Origin of the sequence: Streptomyces coelicoflavus (genome assembly GCF_045041415.1) — a bacterium.
Classification (GTDB): Bacteria; Actinomycetota; Actinomycetes; order Streptomycetales; family Streptomycetaceae; genus Streptomyces; species Streptomyces coelicoflavus.
In genome coordinates this window covers 7,821,149-7,843,579 of the sequence record NZ_CP108218.1, presented here as the reverse complement: position 1 = coordinate 7,843,579, position 22,431 = coordinate 7,821,149, and the positions used below count along the sequence as shown (strand labels likewise).

Below are 22,431 nucleotides of genomic sequence, written 5' to 3'. Positions count from 1 at the left end.
CCCGTCCCGGGCCACTCCGCGGCGGCGTCAGCGGTCGTCCACGAGACGGTCCAGCGCCGGTGCCAGGACCGGGGCGAGTGCCTCGGCGTACGCCTCCGAGAGGTGGCTGTCGTCACGGTGCACGGCGGTGTCGGCGACGACCACGGGGCACAGGCCGGTGCGCGGTGAGCAGACCCAGGGGGCGGGGTCGAGGACCGCGGCGCCCGTGGCCAGGGCTGCCGCGCGGACGGCACGGCGGCGCGTCGCGTCCCGGGTCGCCTCCGGCAAGCGGTGCGCGCAGGCGTGCAGTTGGAGCGAGTTCCCGGCGGCGCAGTCGATCGGGTCGGCCTGGGGCCACGGAGTGTCGAGCAGGGCGGCGACCCGGGCGCCGGAGGCCCCCAGGGCGCGGAAGGTGTGCTCGAATCCGGTGGTCCACTGGCGTGCGGGGTCGGCGGCGGGGTGGGCCGGATCGCCGGCTTCGGAGGAGGAGACGACCACGAGGGCCGGGCGCAGGGCGCCGATCGTCCGGACGGCGTGGGAGCGCCAGGTGTCACAGGCGGTGTACGGCTTGTGGCCGTGGACGACGGTCACGTCGGCGGCCTTGCAAGAGGCCTTGGTCAGGGAGACCAGCCGCCAGCCGCGCTCGCCCGCGAGCCGTCGCAACGCCGGGAACCACTGGGCCGCGTGGGAGTCGCCGAAGAGGACGACCGTACGGGACGAGGTGCGGTCTCCGTAGACGCAGCGCCGCGGTCGGGTGGCCGCGTAGTCGGCGTGGCAGCCGTCCCGGTAGACCGCGGAGCGCGAGGACTTGACCTCCGTGAGGGGCGGCGCGAGGTTGTCCGGCAGCGCGGTCGGGGACGACGTCAGGAGTTCGGCGAGGCGGCGCGTCGGGTCGGGGGCGTCGGTCAGGGCCCGCGCCAGGGCGGGTGCGGGGCCGCCCACCTCGATCGTCGGCGGGACCACCGTCGCCGTCAGGGACAGCGCCGAGACGCTCGCGGTCAGCGCGGCCCCGAGGGCCAGGGCCCGGCGCGGGCGTCCGTGGAGGGCCCGGTGGAAGCGGACGGGGTTCTCGACCAGGAGCAGGGTGAGCCGGGCCAGGCCCAGCGCCACCGCCGACAGCCCGAGCGCCAGGGGCACTTCGGCGGCGCCGTCGGTGCTGCCCAGCGCCGACGGCACGACGACCAGCAGCGGCCAGTGCCACAGGTACCAGCCGTAGGACAGTCCGCCGAGCCGGACCAGCGGCCGTCGCTCCAGCAGCCGCCTCGCGCCGAACCGGGTGGGCGCGCAGCCGCCCGCCAGGACGAGGAGGGTGCCCGCCACCGGCAGGAGGGCGTGGTGGCCCGGGAAGGGCGTCCGGTCGTCGTACCAGAGCGCCGCCCACGTGACACAGGCCAGGCCGAGCCAGGTCAGCGGGGCGGCGAGGCGGGCGGGCAGTCGTCGCAGCCGGGCGTCGGCCAGGGCCAGGAGGGCGCCGGCGCCCAGTTCCCAGGCGCGGGTGGGGGTCGCGAAGTACGCCCAGGGCGCCGAGGCGTTCGTCACCAGGACGCCCGCCGTGAACGAGATCAGGCACAGCGCGGCGAGCGGCACCGCGACGACCGCGCGCCGCCCGCGGGCGATCCGCCACGTGAGGAGCAGGAGCACCGGCCACACCAGGTAGAACTGCTCCTCCACGGCGAGCGACCACACGTGCTGGAACGGCGACGGCGGGCCGTTCTGGGCGAGGTAGTCCGTACCGGACGCGGCCAGCCGGAAGTTGACCGTGTACAGCGCGCCGGCGAGGGCGTCGCCCGCGTACTCGGCGAGCCGGGCCTTCGACAGGAACAGCCACGCTCCGCCGAGCGTCACGGCGATGACCAGGGACGAGGCGGGGAGCAGCCGCAGTGCCCGGCGGGCGTAGAAGGAACGGAGCGACACCCGGCCGGTGGTGGCGAGTTCACGCAGGAGCAGTGACGTGATGAGGAAGCCGGAGATCACGAAGAAGACGTCGACACCGATGTAGCCGCCGCCCACGAGGGGCACGCCGGCGTGGGAGAGCACCACCAGCCCGACGGCGACCGCGCGCAGCCCCTGGATGTCCGCCCGGAGGGCGCGGCCTCCGGAGGGTGCGGTTCTTCCGGCCGCCGGGACGGGGGTCCGTGTCGTGGCGGGTGTGGTGCTGGTCATCGGGGACGGCTCCTCCGGGCGGCTGGCACTCTGCGCCCGGCAAGATCAGTGAGCCGCCGCCCCCGGTTCCGCCGTCGGCGGCGAATCCGGCCCCGGCCGCCAAGGTTCAACGGCGCGAAACCGGTGGTTCAGCCCCCTGCGGCCAGGGCGACCGGAAGCCGCCTTCATCCGGCCTGCGGAGCAGGGCCGGGCGGGGGCCGGTCCGTCACGGCGGCCGTGAAGCGTGCCGCGAGGGCGGCGGCCGCGGCACGCAGTTCGGCTCCGCCCTCGACGCGGAAGGCGAACGGCATCCTGGCGAGCCATTCCTGCGCGTACATGTCCGGGTTGCGGGTGCTGCCGACGAGGACGCAGCCGTCTGCCAGGGGTTCGAGCCGTCCCATGGGCGGGCGGATCCAGGGGGCGACCTCGGCCGGGGGAGCGTCGAACACCACCCGGGTGGCGAACCGCCATCCGCTGCCCAGGTTCTCCTCCAGGGCCGTCACCGGGTCGAAGGCCACCGGTGGCTCGAACCCGTGCTCGGTGGTCCCGACCCGGCAGACCCGGTCGACCCGGTAGGTGCGGACCGCGTCCGCGCGGTGGGAGTGGCAGAGCAGGTACCAGCGCCCGTGTCGGACGACGAGGGACCAGGGGTCCGCCTGCTCCTCCCATTCCCGGCCGGCCTCGCTGCGGTAGGTGAGCAGCACGCGGCGCCGGTGGGCGACGGCCTCGACGAGGGAGCTGGTGACGGCCGGGTCGGGGTGCGCCGCGTACGGGTCGGGAGCGGCGGACGCGTACTCCCGCAGCAGTGCCGCCTGCCGTCCGACGCGCTCCGGCAGCGCCTTGACGACCTTGCCCAGGGCGGTGCCGACGAGGTCGTCGACGTCGGTCACGGCCGGTCGGCCGCTCAGCGCCGCCATGACGAGGCCGAGGGCCTCGGCCTGGGTGAAGTGCACGGGCGGCAGTCGCGTCCCACGTCCCAGCCGGTAACCGCCGTGCGGTCCGCGGGACGACTCCACGGGGATGCCCGCCTCCCTCAGGATCCCTACGTAGCGGCGCGCCGCTCGTTCCGTCACGCCCAGCCGCACGGCGAGTTCGTCGGCCGTCGTGGCCGGACGGGTCCGGAGGATCTCCAGGGCGCGCAGCGCTCGCGCGGTGGGACTGACGTCGTTCGGCACGGGGACAGGCTAGTGCGCGACCCGGAGGCGGACGAGGGACCCGGAAGAAGATCCGGCGGTGGATCGTCCGGATCTCCTCCTACGGTGGGGCGAACGGAGAAAGGGAAACGATCATGGACATTCTGCTCATCGGCGGTCTGTGGCTGAACGGAACCGTGTGGGACCGTGTCGCGTCCACGCTGGAGTCGCTCGGCCATCGTCCCGTGCCGCTCACCCTCCCGGGTCAGGGGGACGGCGCGGCGACCGCGACGCTCGACGATCAGGTGGCGGCGGTGCTGGGCGCGGTGGACGCGGTGGACGGCAGGCCCATGGTGGTGGGGCATTCCGCGGCCTGCTCACTGGCCTGGCTGGCCGCCGACCGGCGACCGGAGCGGCTGGCGAAGGTCGCGCTCGTCGGCGGTGCCCCGACCTCCGACGGGCAGCCGTACGCGGACTTCTTCGAGATCACGGACGGTGCCATGCCGTTCCCGGGCTGGGAGCCCTTCCAGGGGCCGGACGCCGCCGACCTCGACGGGGAGGCGAGGCGTGCGCTGGCGGCGGACGCGGTCCCGGTGCCCGAAGCCGTGGCCCGCGGCGTGGTGCGGCTGACCGACGAGCGCCGGTTCGGCGTGCCGGTCGTGCTGGTGTGCCCGGAGTTCACGCCCGCGCAGGCGCGCAAGTGGATCGACGCGGGCGATGTTCCGGAACTCGCCCGGGCCAGGCGTGTCGACTTCGCGGACATCGACTCGGGCCACTGGCCGATGATCACCAAGCCTGCCGAGCTGGCCCGCATCCTGGCCACGGCGGCGGAGGCGCCCTGACGGGTGCCGTCCGGCCGGCGCCGGTGCCGCCCGGCGGGTTCAGTGCGCGCAGAGGCAGAACGGATGGCCGGCCGGGTCGGCGTAGACCCTCCAGTTGGCTTCCGGGCGGAGCTGGTCCGTCCGTTCCAGCACGGTCGCGCCGAGTGCGAGGGCCCGCTTCTCCTCGCCTTCGAGGTCGTCGACGTCGAAGTCCAGGTGCAGTTGCTGGGGGCGGTCCTGGCCGGGCCATTCGGGCGGCCGGTAGCCGTCCACCCGCTGGCAGGCCAGCGGTGTCCCCTCGAAACCGTGCACCTCGACCCACTCGGGTTCGTCCGGGTCCGCGACCACCCGCCCGCCGAGCAGTTCCGCGTAGAACTCCGCGAGCCGGGCCGGGTCGGCGCCGTCCAGCGCGACCGCCTGCAGCTTTCGAATCACGTCCGTCACTCCTCGCTCTTCGGGCGCTTGCACCGCCTCCGCACCAGGGTCCTACCCGGGGCGGGGGCGCGCATGCGGGCCCCGACCGCTTCTCCCGGGGTGCCGCCGGCCGGTGGGGCCGTCGGCCCGGGGCGCCGGCGCGTCAGCCGGTGTGGAGGACGCGGAAGCGAGCGGGGTCCGCGGGGTCCCGGTCGACGATCTGGACCGGCGCACCGGACCATTGCCACACGCCGGTGTCGGGCGCGCGGGAGAACCGGATCCGCCCCCGGGTGCCTTCGACCGAGACACGGGCCCAGGCCTCGGCGGCCGGCGCCCGGTCGACGCCGTACGCACGCAGCACCTCGGCGAGGACCGTCACCGTGTCGTAGCCCTCGAAGGCGACGAAGGAGGGCGCTTCGGCCGGCCGCTCGCCCAGGGCCGTCCGCACGCGCGCACCGAGTTCGCCGAGGCGCTCGGGCAGGTAGCGCAGGAACGGGACCGCGGCGCCGTCCCCGCCCAGCGACGTCGCCCACTCCGTGAACTCCGGCTGCCCGGCCGGAGCGCCGATCAGGATCCCGGCCAGACGCGGGTCCCGGCGGACGGACCGGACGATCGACACGGCCGGCTCGGGGTGGCCCACCAGGAGCAGCAGGGCGCTCGCGTCCTGCTCGACGAGCGCGTCGCACACCGACGCGGGGGCCGGCTCGCGGAGGCCGAGATCGACGAGGGTGCCGTCTCGCTCGGCGAGGCGGTCCCGCAGGATGCGGGCACCGGACGCCCAGTAGAGGCTCGGCTGGGCCGCTACGGCGACCCGGCGGTGGCCCGCGGCGAGGAGGAAGTCCGCGTAGATCCGCCAGCCGTGGGACTGTGCCGGCGGGAGGCGTGCGATCCACCGCGCCCGCTGCTCGGTGAGGGCGTCGAGCACGGCCGACGAGCACAGGAACGGCAGACCGAGGGCGTCGGCCCTGGTCGCGACGGCGCGGGCGACGACGCTGTGGTACTCCCCCGCCAGGGCGGCCACACCCAGCCGGGCGAGTTCGTCCACGGCCGCCGCCGCCCGGTCCGGATCGGCCGCCGTGTCCCGGACGACCAGCTCGAGGACCCGGCCCGCGATGCCGCCGGCCTGGTTGACCTCGCGTACGGCCAGTTCCATTCCGGCGAGCAGGTGCCGGCCCGCCTCGCTCCAGCCGGGTCGGGTCAGCGGCACGAGGGCGCCGATCCGGACGTGCGTGTCGGTGTCGTCCCGCCCCGGCGGGCGCGCCTCGGTGACCATGCCGGACATTGCATCCGCGGCCGGGGCCGGCCGGCAACCGGTTTTGCGGTCGTCCGGGCCTCAGGTCACGTCCAGGTCGGTGTACAGCATGTCGTGGTCCGAGTGCGTGGTGGCGGCCACCCGGTGGTCGACCGGGGCGATGCCGCGCAGGAAGACGTAGTCGAACTTGCTGCGCCAGTCCGTGGTCGTGTCGCAGGCGCCGACGGGTGCGGGACGGCACTGCGGGTCGGTGTCCATGGCCAGTGCCCACAGGGGGTCGAGTTCGGGGGCGTCGGGCACGGCGTTGAAGTCGCCGAGGACCACGGCGCGGTCGTGCCGGGCGACTTCGCCGGCGAGTACGCGGACCTGGCCCTCGCGGAACTCCTCCTGACGCCGCTGGGCCAGGTGCGTGTTGAAGACCCGGACGGACCGGCCGCCCACCTCGGTGGTGACCGCGAGGTAGCCGCGGTCCTCGGATCCGCCCTCGGGGTACTCGACGTTGACCCGGTCGGTCATCGGTGCCGCCGAGAGGATGGCCTGGCCGAAGCCGCCCGGGTTCCACGGTGCTCCCCCGCAGCGGCTCCAGTTCTCGAGGACCGTCCCGTATTCGACGTGGTAGACCAGCCCGTGGAAGACCTCCAGGTAGTCCCGGATCCTGTCGACGTCACGTGCGCAGGCTTCCTGCATGCCGACGACCTGGGGTGCGTGCCTGGCTATCTCCGCGGCCCGGTCGAGGTTGCTCGCGTCGCAGGGGTTGCACAGGTTCCACGTCATGACCCGGTTGGGTACGGCGTCCTTGACGGCCTTCACGGGCAGTGGCGCGCCGGACAGCGCGCCGCCCGGGGCGCTGGGGCCCACCAGCGCCAGGCAGGCCAGCGCCACGGCGCAGACGAGCAATCGTGAGCCGCCCCTGTTGAGCACCGCCGCCTCCTCGGTGTGGACACACATGGCAACCGACGTTTCCACGCACGAGGTTATGGCACGGCGGGACGGGCCCCGGAGCCGCGGTGCGGCCCCGCGTCCGTGGGGCACGCCTATGCTCGCCCGCATGGATACGGAGGCGGTGCGGTCGTTCGTCCGCGCGGCGGAGCTGGGGCAGCTGCGGCACGCGGCCGACGAGCTCGGCGTGACGCAGCAGGCGGTCTCGAAGCGGATCGCCGCCCTCGAGCGGGCACTCGACGTCCGGTTGTTCCGCCGTACCGCCCGAGGGGTCGAGCTGACCCTCGACGGACAGGCCTTCCTGCCGCACGCGCGGAACATCGTCGCGGACGTCGATCGCGCCGTCGCCGCGATCCGGCGGGGTTCGCGGGCGCTGCGGATCGACGTGCTCGGTCTGCGGACCGCGCAGGCCGTCATCCTGCACGACTACTGGCGCTCGCATCCCGGCACCGAGCTCGACGTGGTGACGCTCAAGGTCGACGATCCGCTACTGGCGGTGGCCGCCGTGCAGGCGGGCGACGTCGACGCCTCCTTCCGTTCGGTCACCGACCCGGCCGCGCTGCCGCCCGAGGTGCGGATGATCCACGCGTTCCACTCCCCGCTGGAACTCGTCGTCGGCCCGCGGCATCCGCTCGCCCCGGCCCGCACCGTGACGCCGGCCCGGCTGCGCGGGCACCGGATCTGGGTGCCGGGTATCGCGCCGGGCAGCGAATGGGCGGACTTCTACGATCAGCTCGCCGCCGCGTTCGACCTGCGCGTGGACGCCGCGGGCCCGAACTTCGGCAACGAGGTGCTCCTCGACATCCTCGCCGACTCGGACGACGTGGCCACTCTCGTGGGCTCGCGGGACCGGTACATCTGGCCGACGGGCCACGACCTGCGCCGCATCCCGATCGCGGGTCCGACGCTCGCCTACCCGCTCTCGCTGCTCCTCCCCCGGGAGAACCCGCACCCTGGGCTCCGGGCCGTCGTCGGCCACTTCGCGAATCTGGCCCCCCTGCCCGGGGACACCTGGCTCCCCTCCTGGGCCACGGCACCGCCGGGCGACGACGGCCCTGGCACCGGACACGCCCCGCGCTGACGGTGCCCAGCGGCGGCAGCGGGCGGGTCAGTCGCGCGGGACGGCCCGCACCCGGGTCGGCGCGGTGGTGTCCGGTGCCGCCTGCACGGCCGTGCCGTCGGCTCCGTCCGCCGCGAGCACCAGTCGGGAGACGGCGTTCGTGAGCGTCAGCGCGCCCCCGCGCGGCGTCAGTTGCCAGCGCTGGGTGCGCTTGTCCGCGTCGCACGTCTCCTGGGTGAGCTCCGCGCCGGGCTCCAGCGGGGCGCCCAGGTAGCGCTTGCCGCGGTTGGCGTCCAGGCACAGTCCCGTCCGAGCCGAACGGAGCGTGTAGTAGCCGTCGGCGGTGGCGGTGGTCTCCCAGGCTGAGGTGTCGCCGGACGTGAAGGCGACCGTGGCGCCGGCCGCGTCGGCCGTGGGCCCAAGATGCCGGTCGCCGGCGGCCAGGGCGTAGCTGCCGTCGGGCAGGGGTGTGCGGTCGGTGTCCGACCGGCCGGGGGCGTGTCCGATGCTCCGCGCCAGGTGCTCGAACCCCTCGTAGGAGGCGCTCGGGCGCGGTCCGCCCCAGGTGGCCTGTGCGATGAACCGCAGGGGCATGAACGCCTTGGCCTCGACCTCGTTCTCCGTCTCGGCGGCACCGTTGTCCGGCCACAGGGAGATCTTGGCCCCGGTGAGGTTGGCGGGCCGGGTGGTGAGTGTCTCGCCCTCGAAACGCAGCGGCGTCCAGCCGGAGTCGTACAGCTGCCGGGTGTTCATGGTGAAGCCGCCGCGCACGAGGTAGAGGGCGTACGCGGAGTTCATCACCGGGCGGCCCTCGGCGAGGAGGGCCGACGGCTTCTGCGTGCTGCCGCCGCCCAGCCAGTGCTCGACGGCGATGTCCGGGTCGAGCGGGACGACCGTGTTGCGGCCCAGCAGCCCGTCGTTCCAGACGCGGAGGGTGCGGCCGTCCGCGCGGACGTGCTCGCCCACCCGGTTCACGAAGTCGGCGAACGCGTCGTCCGGGGTGGCCCCGGCGCCGAACTCCTCGGTGGCGTAGTCCTGGAGCTGCGGGAAGTCGGGGTAGGCGGAGCCGATCATGTACTCGTCGGCGCCCATGTGCCAGGACCTGGTGTCCCAGACCTCGAGCGCCTCGTCCACGAGTGAGGTGTAGTACGTGAACGCCTCCGGCCGGGTGATGTCGAGGCGTGACGGGGAGGCCTTGCCGTTCTTGTCCTTCAGTTGCAGCTCGGGGTGGTTCTCCAGGTACGGGTCCATGTGGCCGGGCGAGTTGATCTCGGGGATCAGCTCGATGTGGTGGCGTTCGGCCATCGCGACCAGGCGGCGGACCTCGTCCTTGGTGTAGTAGCCCCAGACCGCCGACGCCGGGTCGACGTCGCTCTTGACCTTGGCCTCGATCCAGAGCTGGTTGAGCTTGTGGTGCGCCATGTCGCGCATGAGCCGCTCGAACCAGTCCAGGGAGATGTGGATGTAGCAGGCGCAGACGCCGACGCCGCGCTCGCGGTACTCCGGCACGTCGCGGGTCGCGCCGGCGGGTGCGGTGCCGTCGGCGCGCAGGAGCTGGAGGACGGTGCGGGTGCCGTAGAAGACACCGGTGGAGGTGGCGCCGGTGACGGTCAGCCGGTCGCCGGAGCGCAGCCGGTAGCCCTCGGCGCCCAAGTCCCCCTCGGCGGTGGCGTCCTGGCGCAGCACGATGTCGCCCGGTCTGCCGGTCCGCGCCGTCACCACCGCGAGGTTGCGCCCGGTGACCTCGCGCAGCTCCCCCGCGAACCTGCGCGCGTCGGCGGCGGTCGTGGGGTCGGCGTGGGCGAGCACGATCCTGGCGCCCGGCGCGAGCCCGAACCGCCCCGGCTCGGCCCGCCATTCGCGCGGCGTGGGGAGCACCTGCGGGACCTCGGCCGTCACCCCGGTCATCGCCGCGCCTGGATCCGGTACTCCGGCGGCGGTCGCGCCCGGTTCCGGCACTCCCGCGGCGGTCGTGGCCGGGAGCAGCGCGGCCGCGAGGGCCGTCACCGCGCAGACCGCTCCCGCGACACCGCGTCGTCGTCCGAATTTCATGGCCACCCCTCCATGAGCCTCAGCCCCTTGCATGAGCCGGGCATGCCAAGCCAGCGCCCGGGGAACGATGTTGGCCAGAGTAAAGCTGAGACTCCAAGAGGTCTAGACCCCATACGTCTTACGTCTCGTCCCGACCGTGTCGCATCATCCCTGGGTGAACGGCTGATCAGCTGGTCCAGACCAAGCCTGGAGAACTCATGGGAAGACGCACGAAGACTCTGACAACGCTCGGCGTCAGCTTTGCACTGGCAAGCACCCTGGCGATCGAGACGCTTCCGGCCTCCGCCGACGACTCCCCTCCCGCCGCGGCGTCCGCGGTCCCACCGGTCTCGCCGAACCCACAGTCCCTCGGCCGCGCAGGTGACGACGTTCCGGTGACCGACCGGGTGCTCGTCGTGGCGGACCACGACACGGACGCCGCCGCCCGGGCCCGCCTCGTGCGGGAGTTGAAGGCCCACGGCGCGGACCGGGTGGACATCGTCACCCCCGGAAACGTTCCCCGGGCATCCGGGGGCCTGCTCACCGTGCGGCTCGGCCCGGCCACGCGGCCGGACATCGCCCGGGCGCTCGGCGACACGGCGGTGCCGGACCACGCGGAGGGCTACGCCCTGCGCATCTCCGGCGCGGATCGGGCGAAGCGGATCACCCTCGGCGGCACGGACGCCGCCGGCCAGTTCTACGCCGTGCAGACCCTGCGCCAGCTCTTCGTCCGGGCGGGCGGCGACCACTGGAAGGTGGCGGGCGTCCGGGCGAGCGACTACCCGTCGATGCCGCTGCGCGGCACCATCGAGGGGTTCTACGGACAGCCTTGGACGCACGCGGAGCGCCTCGACCAGATGGACTTCTACGGGGACGTCAAGGCCAACACCTACATCTACGCGCCAAAGGACGACCCGTACCACCGGGGCAAGTGGCGCGAGCCCTACCCCGCGGACAAGCTGGCGGAGCTGGGCGAACTGGTGAACCGGGCCACGGCGAACCACGTGCGCTTCACCTTCGCCGTCTCCCCCGGCGAGTCGATCTGCTACTCCGACCCCGGCGACCGCACGGCGCTGAAGGCCAAGCTCCAGGCCCTGTACGACCTGGGGACGCGCGCCTTCTCCATCCCGCTGGACGACATCAGCTACACCCGCTGGAACTGCGAGGGCGACGAGGCCGCGTACGGCGCACCCGGCCGCGCGGCGGCCGCCAGGGCCCAGGTCGACCTGCTCAACGACGTGCAGCGCGACTTCGTCGCCGGCCACGAGGGCGTCCAGCCGCTCCAGATGGTGCCCACCGAGTACGGCGACCTCACCGACACCGCGTACAAGCAAACGATGCGCGAGACGCTGGACCCGGCGGTCGTGGTGATGTGGACCGGCACGGCCGTCGTCCCGCCGAAGATCACCAACGACGAGGCCGACCAGGTCTCGAAGCTCTTCGGCCGCAAGGTCTTCGTCTGGGACAACTACCCGGTCAACGACTTCGGCAACACCAGCGGGCGGCTGCTGCTCGCCCCGTACGACAAGCGCGAGGCCGGTCTGTCCGAGCACCTCTCCGGCATCGTCGCCAACCCCATGAACCAGCCGTACGCCAGCAAGGTCGCCGTCTTCGGCACCGCGGACTTCACCTGGAACGACCGGGCGTACGACGCGGACACCAACTGGCCGCGTGCCATGTCCTACCTGGCGGGCGGCGACCGCGAGGCCACCGACGCGCTGCTGGTCTTCGGCGACCTGGAGCACATGGCCCCGACCTTCGGCGCCACGCCCTGGCAGCCGCAGGCGCCCGAACTCGCCCGGCGCGTGGAGCGGTTCTGGGCGGCGTGGGACGAGGGGAAGCGCGCCGAGGCCGTCGAGGCGCTGCGTGCCTACGCGACCGCGGTCGAGGGGGCGCCGGCCACGATCCGCGGCGGCGCGGTGGACCAGGGGTTCACCGTCGACGCGGCGCCCTGGCTGGACGCCACCGAGCTGTGGGGCGGGTCGATGAGGACCGTGCTCGACGCGCTCGCGGCACGGCAGCGGGGCGACAAGGAGACGTCCGACCGGCTGCTCGCCAAGTCGAACGGCCTCCAGGAGCGGGCCCGGGCGGTGCGGGTCGATCCGCCGCGCAACTCCTGGGGGAAGGTCCAGCCCAAGGTCGGCGACGGCGTGCTCGACGCCTTCCTGGTGCAGGCGGAACTCCGGCTGCGGCTGTGGGACTCGGCGGGCGGCGGGGAGAACCTGGCGCTGAAGGGCACCGCCTCCGCGTCCAGCGTCGAGCAGGACCTCGACCGGCTGGCGGCCCGGTACGTCAACGACGGGCAGCTGGGCACCCGTTGGGCCTCCGGCTACTCCGACGACGCGTGGGTGCAGGTGGAACTGGCGGCCCCGGCGAAGGTCGCGGCGGTGACCCTGGCGTGGGAGGGCGCCTGCGCGACGGAGTACGCCGTCCAGACCTCCCCCGACGGCGTGACCTGGCGGACCGTGTCCACCCGGCGGCCGGACGCCTGCGGCAACGACGTCGTCCGGATCGACCCCGACGAGGCCGTGCGGTACGTCCGCATGCAGGGTGTGGAGCGCAGGACGACCTGGGGCTACTCGCTGTACGAGATGGGCGTCTACGGAACGCCCGCCTCCTGACCGGTCGAGGCGCGGTGCGGTGACGCCGCCGCCGTCACCGCCGGCCCCCGGTGCCTACGCCGGGGGCCTCTTGGCGAGCATCCTCCGCTGCACCCTTCTGCCCTGCGCGACCGCCAGCGGGATGCCGCGCAGTCCGAGCGAGGGAAGGGCGTCGGCCAGACGGGCCTGCACACCCCGCCAGCCCGGCACCGCCGTGACCGGGCGGGGGCGGTCCAGCACCTTGCCGACGGCCGCGACGACCTCCTCCGGCCTGAGCAGTTTGCCGGAGAACGACAGCGCCGAGGCGGGGTCGGCGAGCTTGTCGTGGAGCATCGGGGTCCAGATGCCGTCGGGACAGACGCAGGAGATGTCCACGTTCTTGATTCCGGCCAGGCGCAGGTCGGCGAGTGTGCTGAGGCTGAAGCCGATCGCGGCGTGCTTGGAGGCGGCGTACACCGCCTCGCCCGGTACGGCGGTCAGTCCGGCGAGGGACACCACGTTGAGGATGTGCCCGCCCGTGTGCCGCATGGCCCCGATCGCGGCGACGGTGCCGTTGACGGTGCCGAGCGCGTTGACCTCCAGCATCAGGCGCCGTACGTCGGACGGCTGCTCCCAGGCCGGGCCGGTGACGAGCACGCCGGCGTTGTTGACCCACACCTCGAGACGGCCGGCCTCCGCGACGACGCGGTCCCGTGCCCGGGCCACCTGCGCCTCGTCGCGCACGTCGACGGCCGCCCACGACGCGTCGGGCCCCAGCTCGGCGGCCGCGGCGCGGGCCGCGTCCTCGGACACGTCGGTGACGAGGACGTGGTGGCCGCGTTCGACCAGCAGCGCGGCGATCAGCCGGCCGAGGCCGCGGCCCGCCCCGGTGACCACCGCGCCGGTGCGCGGGCGGCTCACCGCCGGCCGCCCTTGATCTCGCCGTACGCGATGCCGCCGTGGACGTAGGTGGGCACCACCGGCCAGAACCGCTTCCACGGGGCCAGTTCGGTGGAGGGCAGGATCTGGAGCCAGCGCGGGTCGGCCTTGCAGGGGTCGGCCAGGGTCTTCTCCTTGACCATGGAGTCGTACTGGTCCAAGGAGTCCTCGAGGGTGTTGGCGTTGGGGCAGATCTCGCGGCCGAACTCCTCGTGGTAGCGCCGGACGCCGGGGATCCGGGAGAGCTCGGGCTGCCAGTTGTCCAGCGAGATGCCGTTCTCCGAGGACACCCACACCCCGTCGGGGGTGTTGAGCACCAGCGAGTGGTTGCCGTCGGTGTGCCCGGGTGTCCACAGCAGTGCGACGCCGGGGCCGAGTTCGACGTCGCCGTCGAAGGTGACGAACTTCTCCGGGTCGACGCCGCCCAGTCCGCCGTCGACGTACCAGGCCCACTGCATCGGGTGCAGGGACCGCAGGGTCGCCAGTTCGCGCTCGTGCACGAGCATCCTGGCGCCGCCGAACAACGGGCTGCGCGGGGCCTGTTCCCCCTCGATGACCTCGGTGGAGCCCAGGATCATCCGCGGGTCCTGGACGTGCAGGTGGTCGAAGGTGCAGAAGTCGATGTCGTCCGCGGTCAGGCCGAGGCGGCGCAGGACGTCGCCGGGCTCCGCGTAGTACCGCAGGACCGCGCGTTCGAGCAGCCTCCCGCCGGGGACCTTGTCGACCAGCTTCCGCAGGTTGCGGTAGAACGGGGCCTCCGCGGAGCCGTCCGGCACCGTCGGCTCGAAGACCAGGGTGCGGGCCCTGCCGTCGAAGTCGTCGTACTGCACGACGATCATGCGGTTGATCATCGAGATGAGCGGGAGGGTGGGCACCGAGACGGCGTCGTGGAAGGCGTACTTCACCGGGTACGGCGCCGCGGCGATGTCGACCGACCGCACGGCGCGCACCCTGCCCTGGGCCTTGAAGCGCTCCTTGTAGGCCGCGGCCGCCGCACGGACCGCACGCAGCCGGTCACCGCGCGGCCAGACCTCGTGGACGCCGTCGAACTCGGGGATCGTGCGCGCACCGATGCCGGTGAGGTGGTTGGTGCCGGCCGTCGCCATGGGTCACTCCTCGCTCTCGTCGTCGGGGCAGCAGCATGCCCTCGCCCGCCGGGCGGGATTTGTTTCCGCGCGACAATCTCAGCGGATGCCGCGCACCCGGCGGCGCACCTCGCTCGGACTGGCACCCTCCCACCGCCGCACCGCGTGGCTGAGCCCGGACTGGTCGGCGAAGCCCGCCATCGCGGCCACCTGGCCCAGCGGCAGGTCGGTGGTGGTGAGGTAGCGCAGCGCGAGGTCCCGCCGTACGTCCTCGAGGATCTCGGCGAAGCCGGTGGATTCCGCGGCGAGCCGCCGCTGCAGGGTGCGGGGGTGCAGGGCGAGGAGGCGCGCCACCCGGCCGACGGTGACGGGGGTGGTGCCGACGGCCTGGGTCAGGGCCCGCCGGACGTGTGTGGCGGTCAGGGCCTCCGGATCGGTGTGCAGGGCGGCCAGGCGGTCGACGGCGAGCCGGCGGACCGCCGCGTCCGTGCCGCGCAACTCCTTCTCCAGCAGCCGCCTCTCCACGCGCAGCGCGGCGGCCGGGCAGCCGAACTTCACGTCCGCGCCGAAGAACTCCGTGTACCGCGACACCGGTGACAGGGGCGGGTGGGGCAGTTCCACCGAGCGGAGCCCGACCGCGCTGCCCACCAGCGTCACCGCCACCCGGTGGAAGAGGCCGAGTCCGAGTTCGGTCGCCTGCGGGGAGTACGGGGACTCGCGCAGGTCCTTGCGGTAGGTCAGGGCCACCACCTCGCGACGCCCCCGCGGGTCGGGTTCGACTCCGACGCTGAGCGCCGGGCTGTGCACGAACATGAACCGTGCGGCGCACTCCAGTGCCTGCCGCACCGTGGACGAGGCCTGGACGGCCGGGGCGAGCAGGCCGAGGATGCCGAGGTCCTGGCCGTGGGCCAGGCGGAGGCCGAAGTCCGGGCAGCCGAGGTCGCGGGCGGCCGCGTCGAGCATCAGGTCGTGGCTGGTGATCGGGACGAGCCCGGCCTCGGAGGTGAGCGCCTGCGGAGGGATCGAGAACCGTGCCGTGAACTCCCCCGGGACGCCGCCGAGCTCCTCGACGAGGCGCGCGAAGCCGCGCAGGCTGGCTCCCCGGATCATCGCACCCATCGTGTGATGCTACTGGCCGACGAGCGCCTCGACGATGCGCAGCAGCCGCTCCCCCGTCCGGTCGATGCTTCCGTTCTGCGTGCTGACCTGGGCGCCTTCGAGCACGAAGGTGATCTGGGCCGCGACCTGCTCGGGGTCGGGCAGCCCGGCCTCGGTGCACATGCCGACCAGTCGGCGGGTCTGGCGGGCCTTGTGCTCCTCGATCACCTGCCGCGCGGGGTGCGAGCGGTCGGGCAGTTCGGCGAGGGAGTTGACGAAGGGGCAGCCCCGGTACGAGAGCGCCGGCAGTCCGTCGGCGATGAAGCGGGCCAGGCCCAGGATCTGCTCCCGGGGCCGGCCGGGGTGCTCGGCCTCGACGCGGTCGAAGGCCGCCTGGTACTCGGCGGCCAGGATGCGCAGCCACTCGGCGACCAGTGCGTCCTTGGTCTCGAAGTGCCGGTAGATCGCCATCTTGGTCGTCTCGGCCTTCTCGGCGATGGCCTGGACGCCCACGCGCTGGATGCCCTCGCCTCGGAAGAGCTCTTCGGCCGCGTCGAGGATGCGCTCGCGGGGCGGCAGCTTCGCCACTCTGCCCGGCCTGCCGGCGGTCGTTGTCATACCTGCTCCGTGACGTGCGGTCGATGGGCCCCTGCGGCTGCTGCTACGGTACCAGTCCGTCCCATGCGATACCGCTTGGTATCGCATGGGACTGATGGGTACCATTCTGTCGATCCGAGGAGTGACGGTGAGAGTTTCCGAGTACGTGCGCCACGACGCGGTGGGCCTCGCGGAGCTGATGGCCCGGGGCGAGGTGTCGCCCGCCGAGGTGGAAGCGGCCGCGCGCGAGGCGGTACGGGCGGTGAACCCTGCGATCGACGCCGTCGTGGAGACCTGGCCGGCCGACGACCGGCCCGCCCCCGGCAGCACACCGCTGGCCGGCGTGCCTTTCCTGATCAAGGACTTCGGCATATCCATGGCGGGCCGCCGCACCGAGATGGGCAGCCGGCTCACGGCCGGGCACGTCGCCCGCTCCGACTCCTTCCTGATGCGGCGCCTGCGGCGCGCCGGCCTGGTGACCGTCGGGCGCACCGCGACACCGGAGCTGGCCTACAGCATCACCACGGAACCGGTGCTGTACGGCCCCACCCGCAATCCGTGGGATCCCGAGCGCGGCGCCGGCGGATCCAGCGGCGGCGCGGGTGCGGCCGTGGCGGCCGGGGCGGTTCCCGTCGCCCACGCCACCGACGCGGCGGGTTCGCTGCGCATCCCGGCCGCTTACAACGGCCTCTTCGGGCTGAAGCCGACCCGCGGCCGGGTCTCCCTGGGCCCCGCCCTCGACGAGGGGTTCAACGGGCTCGCCGTCCAGGGCGGTGTCAGCCGCACCGTGCGGGACAGCGCGGCGCTCCTCGACCTGATCCGCGGTCCGGAACCGGGTGACCCCTACTTCGCCGAGCAGCCGTCCCGCCCGTACGCGCAGGAGGTCACCCGCCTGCCGGGTCCGCTGCGGATCGGGGTCCTCCCCCAGGCCTGGGGCGGGCGCCGGACCGCGGCCCCGGTGGCCGGCGCGCTGGACCGTACGGTGCGGCTGCTCGAATCCCTCGGCCACCGGACGGAGGAGGTCACGGTCGCGCTCGGCGTCGGATGGGAGGAGTTCGTGCTGGCCAACACCCGTCTGTCGACGGCGAACGTCGCGGCCTCGGTCGACTCCCTGGCCGCTGCCCTCGGCCGGCCCGTCGACTCCTCGACCCTCGAGCCGTCGACGCTGGCCGCCCACCGCTACGGGCGGGGGGTCAGCGGCCCCGAGTTCGTCGCCGCCCTCACGGTCCGCAACCGCGTCGCCCGCGGTCTGGCCCGCTACTTCGAGACCCACGACCTGCTGCTCACCCCCACCCTGCCGGAGCTTCCCCCACTGCTGGGCGCCTACGGCGAGGGCGCCGAGGCGCTCGACGGCCTCGGCTGGATCGAGCGGCTCAACGACCACTCGCCGTTCACCATGGCGTTCAACGTGGCGGGCACCCCCGCCATGTCCGTGCCGGTGACGGCCGACACCGGCACGGGCCTCCCGATCGGCATGCAGTTCGCCGCCGGATACGGGCGCGAGGACCTCCTCTTCCGCCTCGCCGGACAGCTCGAAAGGGCACAACCGTGGTCGGGCCGGACCCCGGGTGTGTGGGCGGGTGGACGTTCCTAGGCGGCAAAATCCGGGTGCCTGCGGACGCAGGGGGCGCTACCTTCGGGGCATGAACGTCATCGGCACCAGCACCTTCGCGACCGCGCGAGCGACCAGCTCGCCGGTTGCCGCCGTCTGACCTTCCCCCTTTCCACCGGCGACCGGAAACGGCCCGTCGGTGGTTCCCGTGGCGCTCAGTCGCCTTCGCCTCGGTGCGAGGACCGCACGGTTTCCGTTCTCCGGTGCCTCTTCCGCCCCGAAGCGAAGGAGCCCTCCCATGGACACCGAGCAGATCGTCCGCACGTTCACCGACTACTACCGGGAACACGGACACCGCCGCATCACCGGTTCGACACTGCTGCCAGACCCGGGCGACCCCGTGCTGTTCACCAGCGCCGGCATGCATCCGCTCACCCCGTACCTGGAGGGCCGACCCCATCCGCTGGGCCGGCGGCTGGTCAACGTACAGCGCTGTCTGCGTACGACGGACCTCGAGGAGGTCGGCGACCGCAGCCATCTGACGGTGTTCCAGATGCTCGGCACCTGGTCGCTGGGCGACTACGAGGGCTCACTGAGCCTGGACTGGGCCCACCGGCTGCTCACCGAGGGCCTCGGCGTCGATCCGGGCCTGCTGCACGCCACCGTGTACGGGGGCGGCGAGCAGGTCGGGCCGGACACCGAGTCCCTGCGGCTGTGGCAGGAGCGCGGCGTTCCCGTGGAGCTGACGGTGGACGACAACTGGTGGTCCAACGGGCCGGTGGGTCCCTGCGGACCCGACTCGGAGATCTTCCTGTGGAGCGGTGACACGCCGCCCCGGTCCACGCCCACGGGCGACGACCGCTGGGTGGAGGTGTGGAACCACGTGATGATGCGTCACCGACGGCTCGACGACGACCGTCTCGTGCCGCTTCCGCAGCGCAACGTCGACACCGGCCTGGGTCTGGAGCGCCTGGCCTCGCTGTTGCAGGGCAGGTCGTCGGTGTTCGATGGCGACGTCTTCGAGCCGTGGCGGCGGGTGCTGCCGTCCCTGTGGCCGCTGGACGAACCGTCCTTCCGGGTGGTCTGCGACCATCTCCGGTCGGCCGTCGTGGTCGTCGGCGACGGAGTCCGCCCGTCCAACACCGGCCGGGGCTACGTGCTGCGCCGCCTGGTGCGGCGGCTGCTCACGGTGCTGTGGCGGGAGGACTCCTCGCGCGGGCTCGGGGACCTGCCGGTGGAACTGATCACGCACACCTCGGACCATTTCCGGCAGGACGTGGACCCGGGGCTCGTGCGCGGACTTCTGGTGGAGGAGGAGCGCCGCTTCCGGCGGCTCCTGGAACGCGGCCGGAACGTGCTCGCCCGGCCCCGCTTCCGGGGACCGCTGGGCGAGGAGGACTTCGCCTACCTGCACGACACCCACGGCCTGCCGCGCGACCTGGTGACGAGCCTGCGTGGCGAGGGGGGTCCCGGAACGGGCGGCGGGGGCGCCGTACGGCCGTGAGGCGTCCTCACCCGGTGCGGCGCCCGGGGCGCCGGCGGAGCGGCCTCGGCCCCCCGCGGCGGCCCGTTCCCTGGCGGAAGTGCTTCTGGAGGACCTGGCCGTCCGGGAGGCCGCCGTCACCAGTGACGCGGTGACCGCCCGCGCCGGTGCGCTCGACGGCCGGGCCGGTGTGGTGCTGGCGATCGGCACCGGGTCGGTCGCCGTCGGCATCGGCACCGACGGTGCGTACGCACGCGTCGACGGGTGGGGTCCCCTGCTCGGCGACGACGGAAGCGGCGCCCGGATCGGCACGGCCGGACTGCGTGCGGCCCTGCGGGCCCACGACGGGCGGGGACCGGCCACCTCGTTGCTGAACGCGGCGGCCGGCCTCTTCGGTGACCTGGAACGGCTGCCGGCGCGAGTCGGACGGGACAGCAATCCGGCCCGTACGGCCGCCTCGTTCGCCCCCGAGGTGGCGCGCGCCGCCGACGCCGGGGACGTCGTGGCCTCGGCCATCGTCCGGGACGCGGCCGCCGACCTGGCCGAGACCGTCCTCGCGGTGGCCGGCCGCATCACCCCGGACGGCGGCCCGCTGCCCCTGGCCGTCACCGGTGGGCTGACGGGTCTCGGACCGGCCCTGACGGCGCCGCTGACCGACGCGATCTCCGGTGCCGGATCCCCGGTGCGGATCATGCCCGCGCTCGGTGACCCCCTCGACGGGGCCCGCCTGCTGGCCCTGGACCGCGCGACCCCGCACGCCCGCCTCGTCGTCCGCGCCCGCCGGTCGTCCCCCACACCCCTCCCCCACGCCGGCGACCCCACCGGCCCGTGCCTAGGGGGTGTCGTTTGGATCAGGTCGGCTCCAGGCAACGGTGTCTTATGGCCTACCTGACCCCGCGCCCCCGGCAAGATCCAGACGACACCCCCTAGGAGCAAGCGTGCGCCAGCTCGACCTCGTGGTGATCGTGGTCTATCTGATCGGGATCGCCTGGATCGGCCTGCGGAAGGCCGGCCGGCAGAAGTCGGCGAAGGACTACTTCGTCGGTGAGAGCCACATGCCGTGGTGGACGGTCTCCTTCTCCGTCGTCGCCACCGAGACCAGTGTGCTGACGGTGATCAGCGTCCCGGGCGGCGCCTACAGCGGCCAGGGGTTCGGCAACGTCGAACTCGCCCTGGGCTACGTCGTGGGACGCGTCGTCGTGGCCACCGTGCTGATCCCCCAGCCCGTTCGCCCTGCCCACGGCCATCGTCGGCGGCGCGATCTTCGCCATGGCCTCGCACGGCTCCGACCAGCTGATCGTCCAGCGGGTGCTGGCGACGAAGACCCTGCGCGAGGGTCAGAAGGCCATGATCGCCTCGGGTGTCTTCGTCACCGTCCAGTTCGCCGCGTTCTCCCTCGTCGGCGCGCTGCTGTGGTCGTACAACGAGGGCCGGTCCTTCTCGGAGCTGGGGCTGTCCAGCTCGGACAACCTCTACCCCGAGTTCATCCTGCACGGGCTGCCCGTGGTCGTCTCCGGCCTGCTCGTGGCCGGCATCCTGGGCGCCGCGATGGGCTCGCTGTCGTCGGCGCTGAACTCCATGTCGAACTCGACGGTCGCCGACATCATCCACAGCTTCTTCCGCACCACCCCGTCCGAGGAGGCGCTGCTGAGGCTCGCCCGCTGGATGACGCTGGTGTGGGCGACGCTGATGGCCGTCTTCGCCTGCGCGTTCAGCGCGAGCACGGGCAACGTGTACCTGACCGGTCTGACCATCGCGGGCTACACCTACGGCGCGCTGCTCGGCGCCTTCCTGCTGGGGCGGCTCGTCAAGCGTGCCAACGAGGTCGACTCCGTCGTGGCCTTCCTGGTCACCATCGGGGTGATGACGTACATCGTGCGCGGGGTGAGGATCGACGTCACCACCGGCGGGACCACGGTGTCCCAGGCGATCGCGGCCCAGTGGCTGGTGCCGATCGGCGTGCTGATCACCCTGCTGGTCGGGGGTGTGCTGAGCCTGTTCCACCGGGCGCCGGAGCCCTCGGCGGGCCCGGCTCTCGACGAGGAGCCCGGCGCCGGACCCGACCGGCTGACCACGACGGCCGGCCGGAACTGACCCCGTCCGGCCCGCTCAACCCTCGCAGGAGTACATCGTGCGTGTGATCGGCCTGATGTCAGGCACCTCCTACGACGCCATCGAGGCGGCCGCCGCGGACCTCGAACTGCGGGGCGAGGCCCTGGTGATGCGCCCGCTCGGCCATCTCTCCGCCCCCTACCCGGACGGGCTGCGCGACCTGATCGCGGGCAGCCTCCCCCCGGCGACGACGACGGTCCGCACCGTCGCCAGGCTCGACACCGGCATCGGCCAGGCCTTCGCCGACGTGGCCGTGCGGGCGGTGCGCAAGCTGTGCGGGGGCGCGGCCGATCTGGTGGTCTCGCACGGGCAGACCGTGTACCACTGGGTGGAGGACGGCGCCGTGCGCGGCACCCTCCAGCTCGGCCAGCCCGCCTGGATCGCCGAGGCGACCGGTCTGCCCGTCGTGTCCGACCTGCGCGGCAGGGACGTCGCGGCCGGCGGTCAGGGGGCGCCGCTGGTGGCCATGACCGACGTCCTGGCCATGGCGGCGCTGCCCGGCGTCCCCGCCGCCCTCAACCTCGGCGGGATCGCCAACGTCACCGTCGTCGCCCCCGGTGCCGAGCCGCTGGCCTTCGACACCGGCCCGGCCAACGCGCTGATGGACGCCGCCGTACGGCACTTCACCGGCGGTGCGGCCGCGTACGACGAGGACGGGCGCCGGGCCGGGGCCGGCCGGGTCGATCCGGGGCTGCTGCGGATGCTGCTTGACGACCCGTACTACGCCAGGCCGGCGCCGAAGAGCACCGGCAAGGAGCAGTTCCACCTGCCGTATCTGCTGCGGGCGCTCGCGGCGGCGCCCGTCGCGGAACCCGACGACGTCCTGGCGACCCTGGCCCGGCTCACCGCCGTCACGGTGGCCGAGGCCTGCCGGGCGCACGGCGTCACGCGGCTCGTCGTGTCCGGCGGTGGCGCGCACAACCCGGTGCTGATGGGCATGCTCGCCGAGGAGCTGCCCGGGGTGACCCTCGGTTCCAGCGACGCGCTCGGGCTGCCGTCCGACGCCAAGGAGGCACTTGCCTTCGCCCTCCTGGGCTTCCTGACCGTCAACGGCCTGCCCGGCGCGATCCCCTCGGGGACGGGCGCCCGCCGGGCGTCCCTGCTCGGCAGCATCACACCCGGTCGGGAGCCGCTGCGGCTGCCCGAACCGGCCGGCGAGCCGCCCCGGGTGCTGCGCGTCGTCGGCGGGCCCTGAGCACTTCCGCGGACGGGGGA

At 73.6% G+C, this 22,431-nt stretch carries 17 protein-coding genes and 1 pseudogene; 8 read left to right on the top strand and 10 right to left on the bottom strand.

Annotation, left to right across the window (positions count from 1 at the left end; translation table 11 throughout):
* Window positions 1–27: 27 nt before the first annotated feature.
* Both OHA99_RS35350 and OHA99_RS35345 read right to left on the bottom strand, forming a co-directional pair.
* A complete protein-coding gene (locus tag OHA99_RS35350; protein WP_405698802.1) occupies window positions 28–2,142 on the bottom strand; it encodes an acyltransferase family protein in 2,115 nt (704 codons plus the stop codon).
* Window positions 2,143–2,306: 164 nt separating this feature from the next.
* Window positions 2,307–3,296, bottom strand: a complete 990-nt coding sequence (locus tag OHA99_RS35345) for a helix-turn-helix transcriptional regulator (RefSeq protein WP_405698800.1) — start codon at window positions 3,294–3,296, stop codon at window positions 2,307–2,309.
* 113 nt (window positions 3,297–3,409) lie between these two features.
* Here OHA99_RS35345 and OHA99_RS35340 point away from each other — a divergent pair, with 113 nt between their 5' ends.
* Window positions 3,410–4,096 (top strand): alpha/beta hydrolase, encoded by a 687-nt coding sequence (locus OHA99_RS35340; protein WP_366472723.1) that lies wholly within the window; start codon window positions 3,410–3,412, stop codon window positions 4,094–4,096.
* 39 nt (window positions 4,097–4,135) lie between these two features.
* On the opposite strand, the gene OHA99_RS35335 is transcribed toward OHA99_RS35340, so the two are convergent.
* From OHA99_RS35335 to OHA99_RS35325, 3 genes are all read right to left on the bottom strand, one after another.
* Entirely contained in the window at window positions 4,136–4,510 is a 375-nt protein-coding gene (locus OHA99_RS35335) for a VOC family protein (protein WP_405698798.1), read from the bottom strand.
* Window positions 4,511–4,652: 142 nt separating this feature from the next.
* Window positions 4,653–5,771 carry an ABC transporter substrate-binding protein gene (locus OHA99_RS35330; protein WP_405698796.1) on the bottom strand — a complete coding sequence of 373 codons (1,119 nt, stop codon included), beginning with the start codon at window positions 5,769–5,771 and terminating at the stop codon, window positions 4,653–4,655.
* A gap of 51 nt (window positions 5,772–5,822) precedes the next feature.
* Entirely contained in the window at window positions 5,823–6,689 is an 867-nt protein-coding gene (locus OHA99_RS35325) for an endonuclease/exonuclease/phosphatase family protein (protein ID WP_405698794.1), read from the bottom strand.
* Window positions 6,690–6,789: 100 nt separating this feature from the next.
* On the opposite strand from OHA99_RS35325, the gene OHA99_RS35320 reads away from it, so the two are divergent.
* Window positions 6,790–7,761 carry a LysR family transcriptional regulator gene (locus OHA99_RS35320; protein ID WP_194280228.1) on the top strand — a complete coding sequence of 324 codons (972 nt, stop codon included), beginning with the start codon at window positions 6,790–6,792 and terminating at the stop codon, window positions 7,759–7,761.
* 27 nt (window positions 7,762–7,788) lie between these two features.
* Here OHA99_RS35320 and OHA99_RS35315 read toward each other — a convergent pair whose 3' ends face one another.
* Window positions 7,789–9,792: a family 20 glycosylhydrolase gene (locus tag OHA99_RS35315; RefSeq protein ID WP_405698792.1), complete on the bottom strand. Its 2,004-nt coding sequence runs from the start codon at window positions 9,790–9,792 to the stop codon at window positions 7,789–7,791.
* A gap of 197 nt (window positions 9,793–9,989) precedes the next feature.
* Here OHA99_RS35315 and OHA99_RS35310 point away from each other — a divergent pair, with 197 nt between their 5' ends.
* Window positions 9,990–12,392, top strand: a complete 2,403-nt coding sequence (locus tag OHA99_RS35310; RefSeq protein WP_405698790.1) for a beta-N-acetylglucosaminidase domain-containing protein — start codon at window positions 9,990–9,992, stop codon at window positions 12,390–12,392.
* Window positions 12,393–12,446: 54 nt separating this feature from the next.
* Here the strand turns inward: OHA99_RS35310 and OHA99_RS35305 are convergent, their stop codons facing one another.
* From OHA99_RS35305 to OHA99_RS35290, 4 genes are all read right to left on the bottom strand, one after another.
* The gene (locus tag OHA99_RS35305) at window positions 12,447–13,271 is read right to left on the bottom strand and encodes an SDR family oxidoreductase (protein WP_405698788.1); all 825 of its coding nucleotides are present in this window, start codon (window positions 13,269–13,271) and stop codon (window positions 12,447–12,449) included.
* Window positions 13,268–14,395 (bottom strand): hypothetical protein, encoded by a 1,128-nt coding sequence (locus OHA99_RS35300; RefSeq protein ID WP_153181477.1) that lies wholly within the window; start codon window positions 14,393–14,395, stop codon window positions 13,268–13,270. The genes OHA99_RS35305 and OHA99_RS35300 overlap by 4 nt, the downstream gene beginning before the upstream one ends.
* A 78-nt stretch (window positions 14,396–14,473) precedes the next feature.
* Complete coding sequence (locus tag OHA99_RS35295) at window positions 14,474–15,493, bottom strand: AraC family transcriptional regulator (protein ID WP_153181476.1); 1,020 nt, start codon at window positions 15,491–15,493, stop codon at window positions 14,474–14,476.
* A 9-nt stretch (window positions 15,494–15,502) separates the two neighbouring features.
* Entirely contained in the window at window positions 15,503–16,090 is a 588-nt protein-coding gene (locus tag OHA99_RS35290; RefSeq protein WP_087792516.1) for a TetR/AcrR family transcriptional regulator, read from the bottom strand.
* A gap of 127 nt (window positions 16,091–16,217) precedes the next feature.
* Here OHA99_RS35290 and OHA99_RS35285 point away from each other — a divergent pair, with 127 nt between their 5' ends.
* The 5 genes and pseudogenes from OHA99_RS35285 to OHA99_RS35265 all read left to right on the top strand — a co-directional run bounded on the left by OHA99_RS35285 (window position 16,218) and on the right by OHA99_RS35265 (window position 22,411).
* Entirely contained in the window at window positions 16,218–17,663 is a 1,446-nt protein-coding gene (locus tag OHA99_RS35285) for an amidase (RefSeq protein ID WP_405698786.1), read from the top strand.
* 256 nt (window positions 17,664–17,919) lie between these two features.
* Entirely contained in the window at window positions 17,920–19,125 is a 1,206-nt protein-coding gene (locus tag OHA99_RS35280; RefSeq protein WP_405698784.1) for an alanine--tRNA ligase-related protein, read from the top strand.
* 79 nt (window positions 19,126–19,204) lie between these two features.
* Window positions 19,205–19,996: an N-acetylglucosamine kinase gene (locus tag OHA99_RS35275; RefSeq protein WP_405698783.1), complete on the top strand. Its 792-nt coding sequence runs from the start codon at window positions 19,205–19,207 to the stop codon at window positions 19,994–19,996.
* Window positions 19,997–20,042: 46 nt separating this feature from the next.
* Window positions 20,043–21,198: pseudogene (locus OHA99_RS35270) on the top strand (sodium:solute symporter family transporter).
* 37 nt (window positions 21,199–21,235) lie between these two features.
* Entirely contained in the window at window positions 21,236–22,411 is a 1,176-nt protein-coding gene (locus OHA99_RS35265; protein WP_153181472.1) for an anhydro-N-acetylmuramic acid kinase, read from the top strand.
* Window positions 22,412–22,431: the final 20 nt, after the last annotated feature.

Bases quoted from the DNA above. Each gene is read 5' to 3' on its own strand.
- OHA99_RS35350 (WP_405698802.1), bottom strand. From the start codon at position 2,142: ATGACCAGCACCACACCCGCCACGACACGGACCCCCGTCCCGGCGGCC.
- OHA99_RS35340 (WP_366472723.1), top strand. From the start codon at position 3,410: ATGGACATTCTGCTCATCGGCGGTCTGTGGCTGAACGGAACCGTGTGG.
- OHA99_RS35330 (WP_405698796.1), bottom strand. From the start codon at position 5,771: ATGTCCGGCATGGTCACCGAGGCGCGCCCGCCGGGGCGGGACGACACC.
- OHA99_RS35325 (WP_405698794.1), bottom strand. From the start codon at position 6,689: ATGTGTGTCCACACCGAGGAGGCGGCGGTGCTCAACAGGGGCGGCTCA.
- OHA99_RS35320 (WP_194280228.1), top strand. From the start codon at position 6,790: ATGGATACGGAGGCGGTGCGGTCGTTCGTCCGCGCGGCGGAGCTGGGG.
- OHA99_RS35315 (WP_405698792.1), bottom strand. From the start codon at position 9,792: ATGAAATTCGGACGACGACGCGGTGTCGCGGGAGCGGTCTGCGCGGTG.
- OHA99_RS35310 (WP_405698790.1), top strand. From the start codon at position 9,990: ATGGGAAGACGCACGAAGACTCTGACAACGCTCGGCGTCAGCTTTGCA.
- OHA99_RS35300 (WP_153181477.1), bottom strand. From the start codon at position 14,395: ATGGCGACGGCCGGCACCAACCACCTCACCGGCATCGGTGCGCGCACG.
- OHA99_RS35295 (WP_153181476.1), bottom strand. From the start codon at position 15,493: ATGGGTGCGATGATCCGGGGAGCCAGCCTGCGCGGCTTCGCGCGCCTC.
- OHA99_RS35290 (WP_087792516.1), bottom strand. From the start codon at position 16,090: ATGACAACGACCGCCGGCAGGCCGGGCAGAGTGGCGAAGCTGCCGCCC.
- OHA99_RS35280 (WP_405698784.1), top strand. From the start codon at position 17,920: ATGGACACCGAGCAGATCGTCCGCACGTTCACCGACTACTACCGGGAA.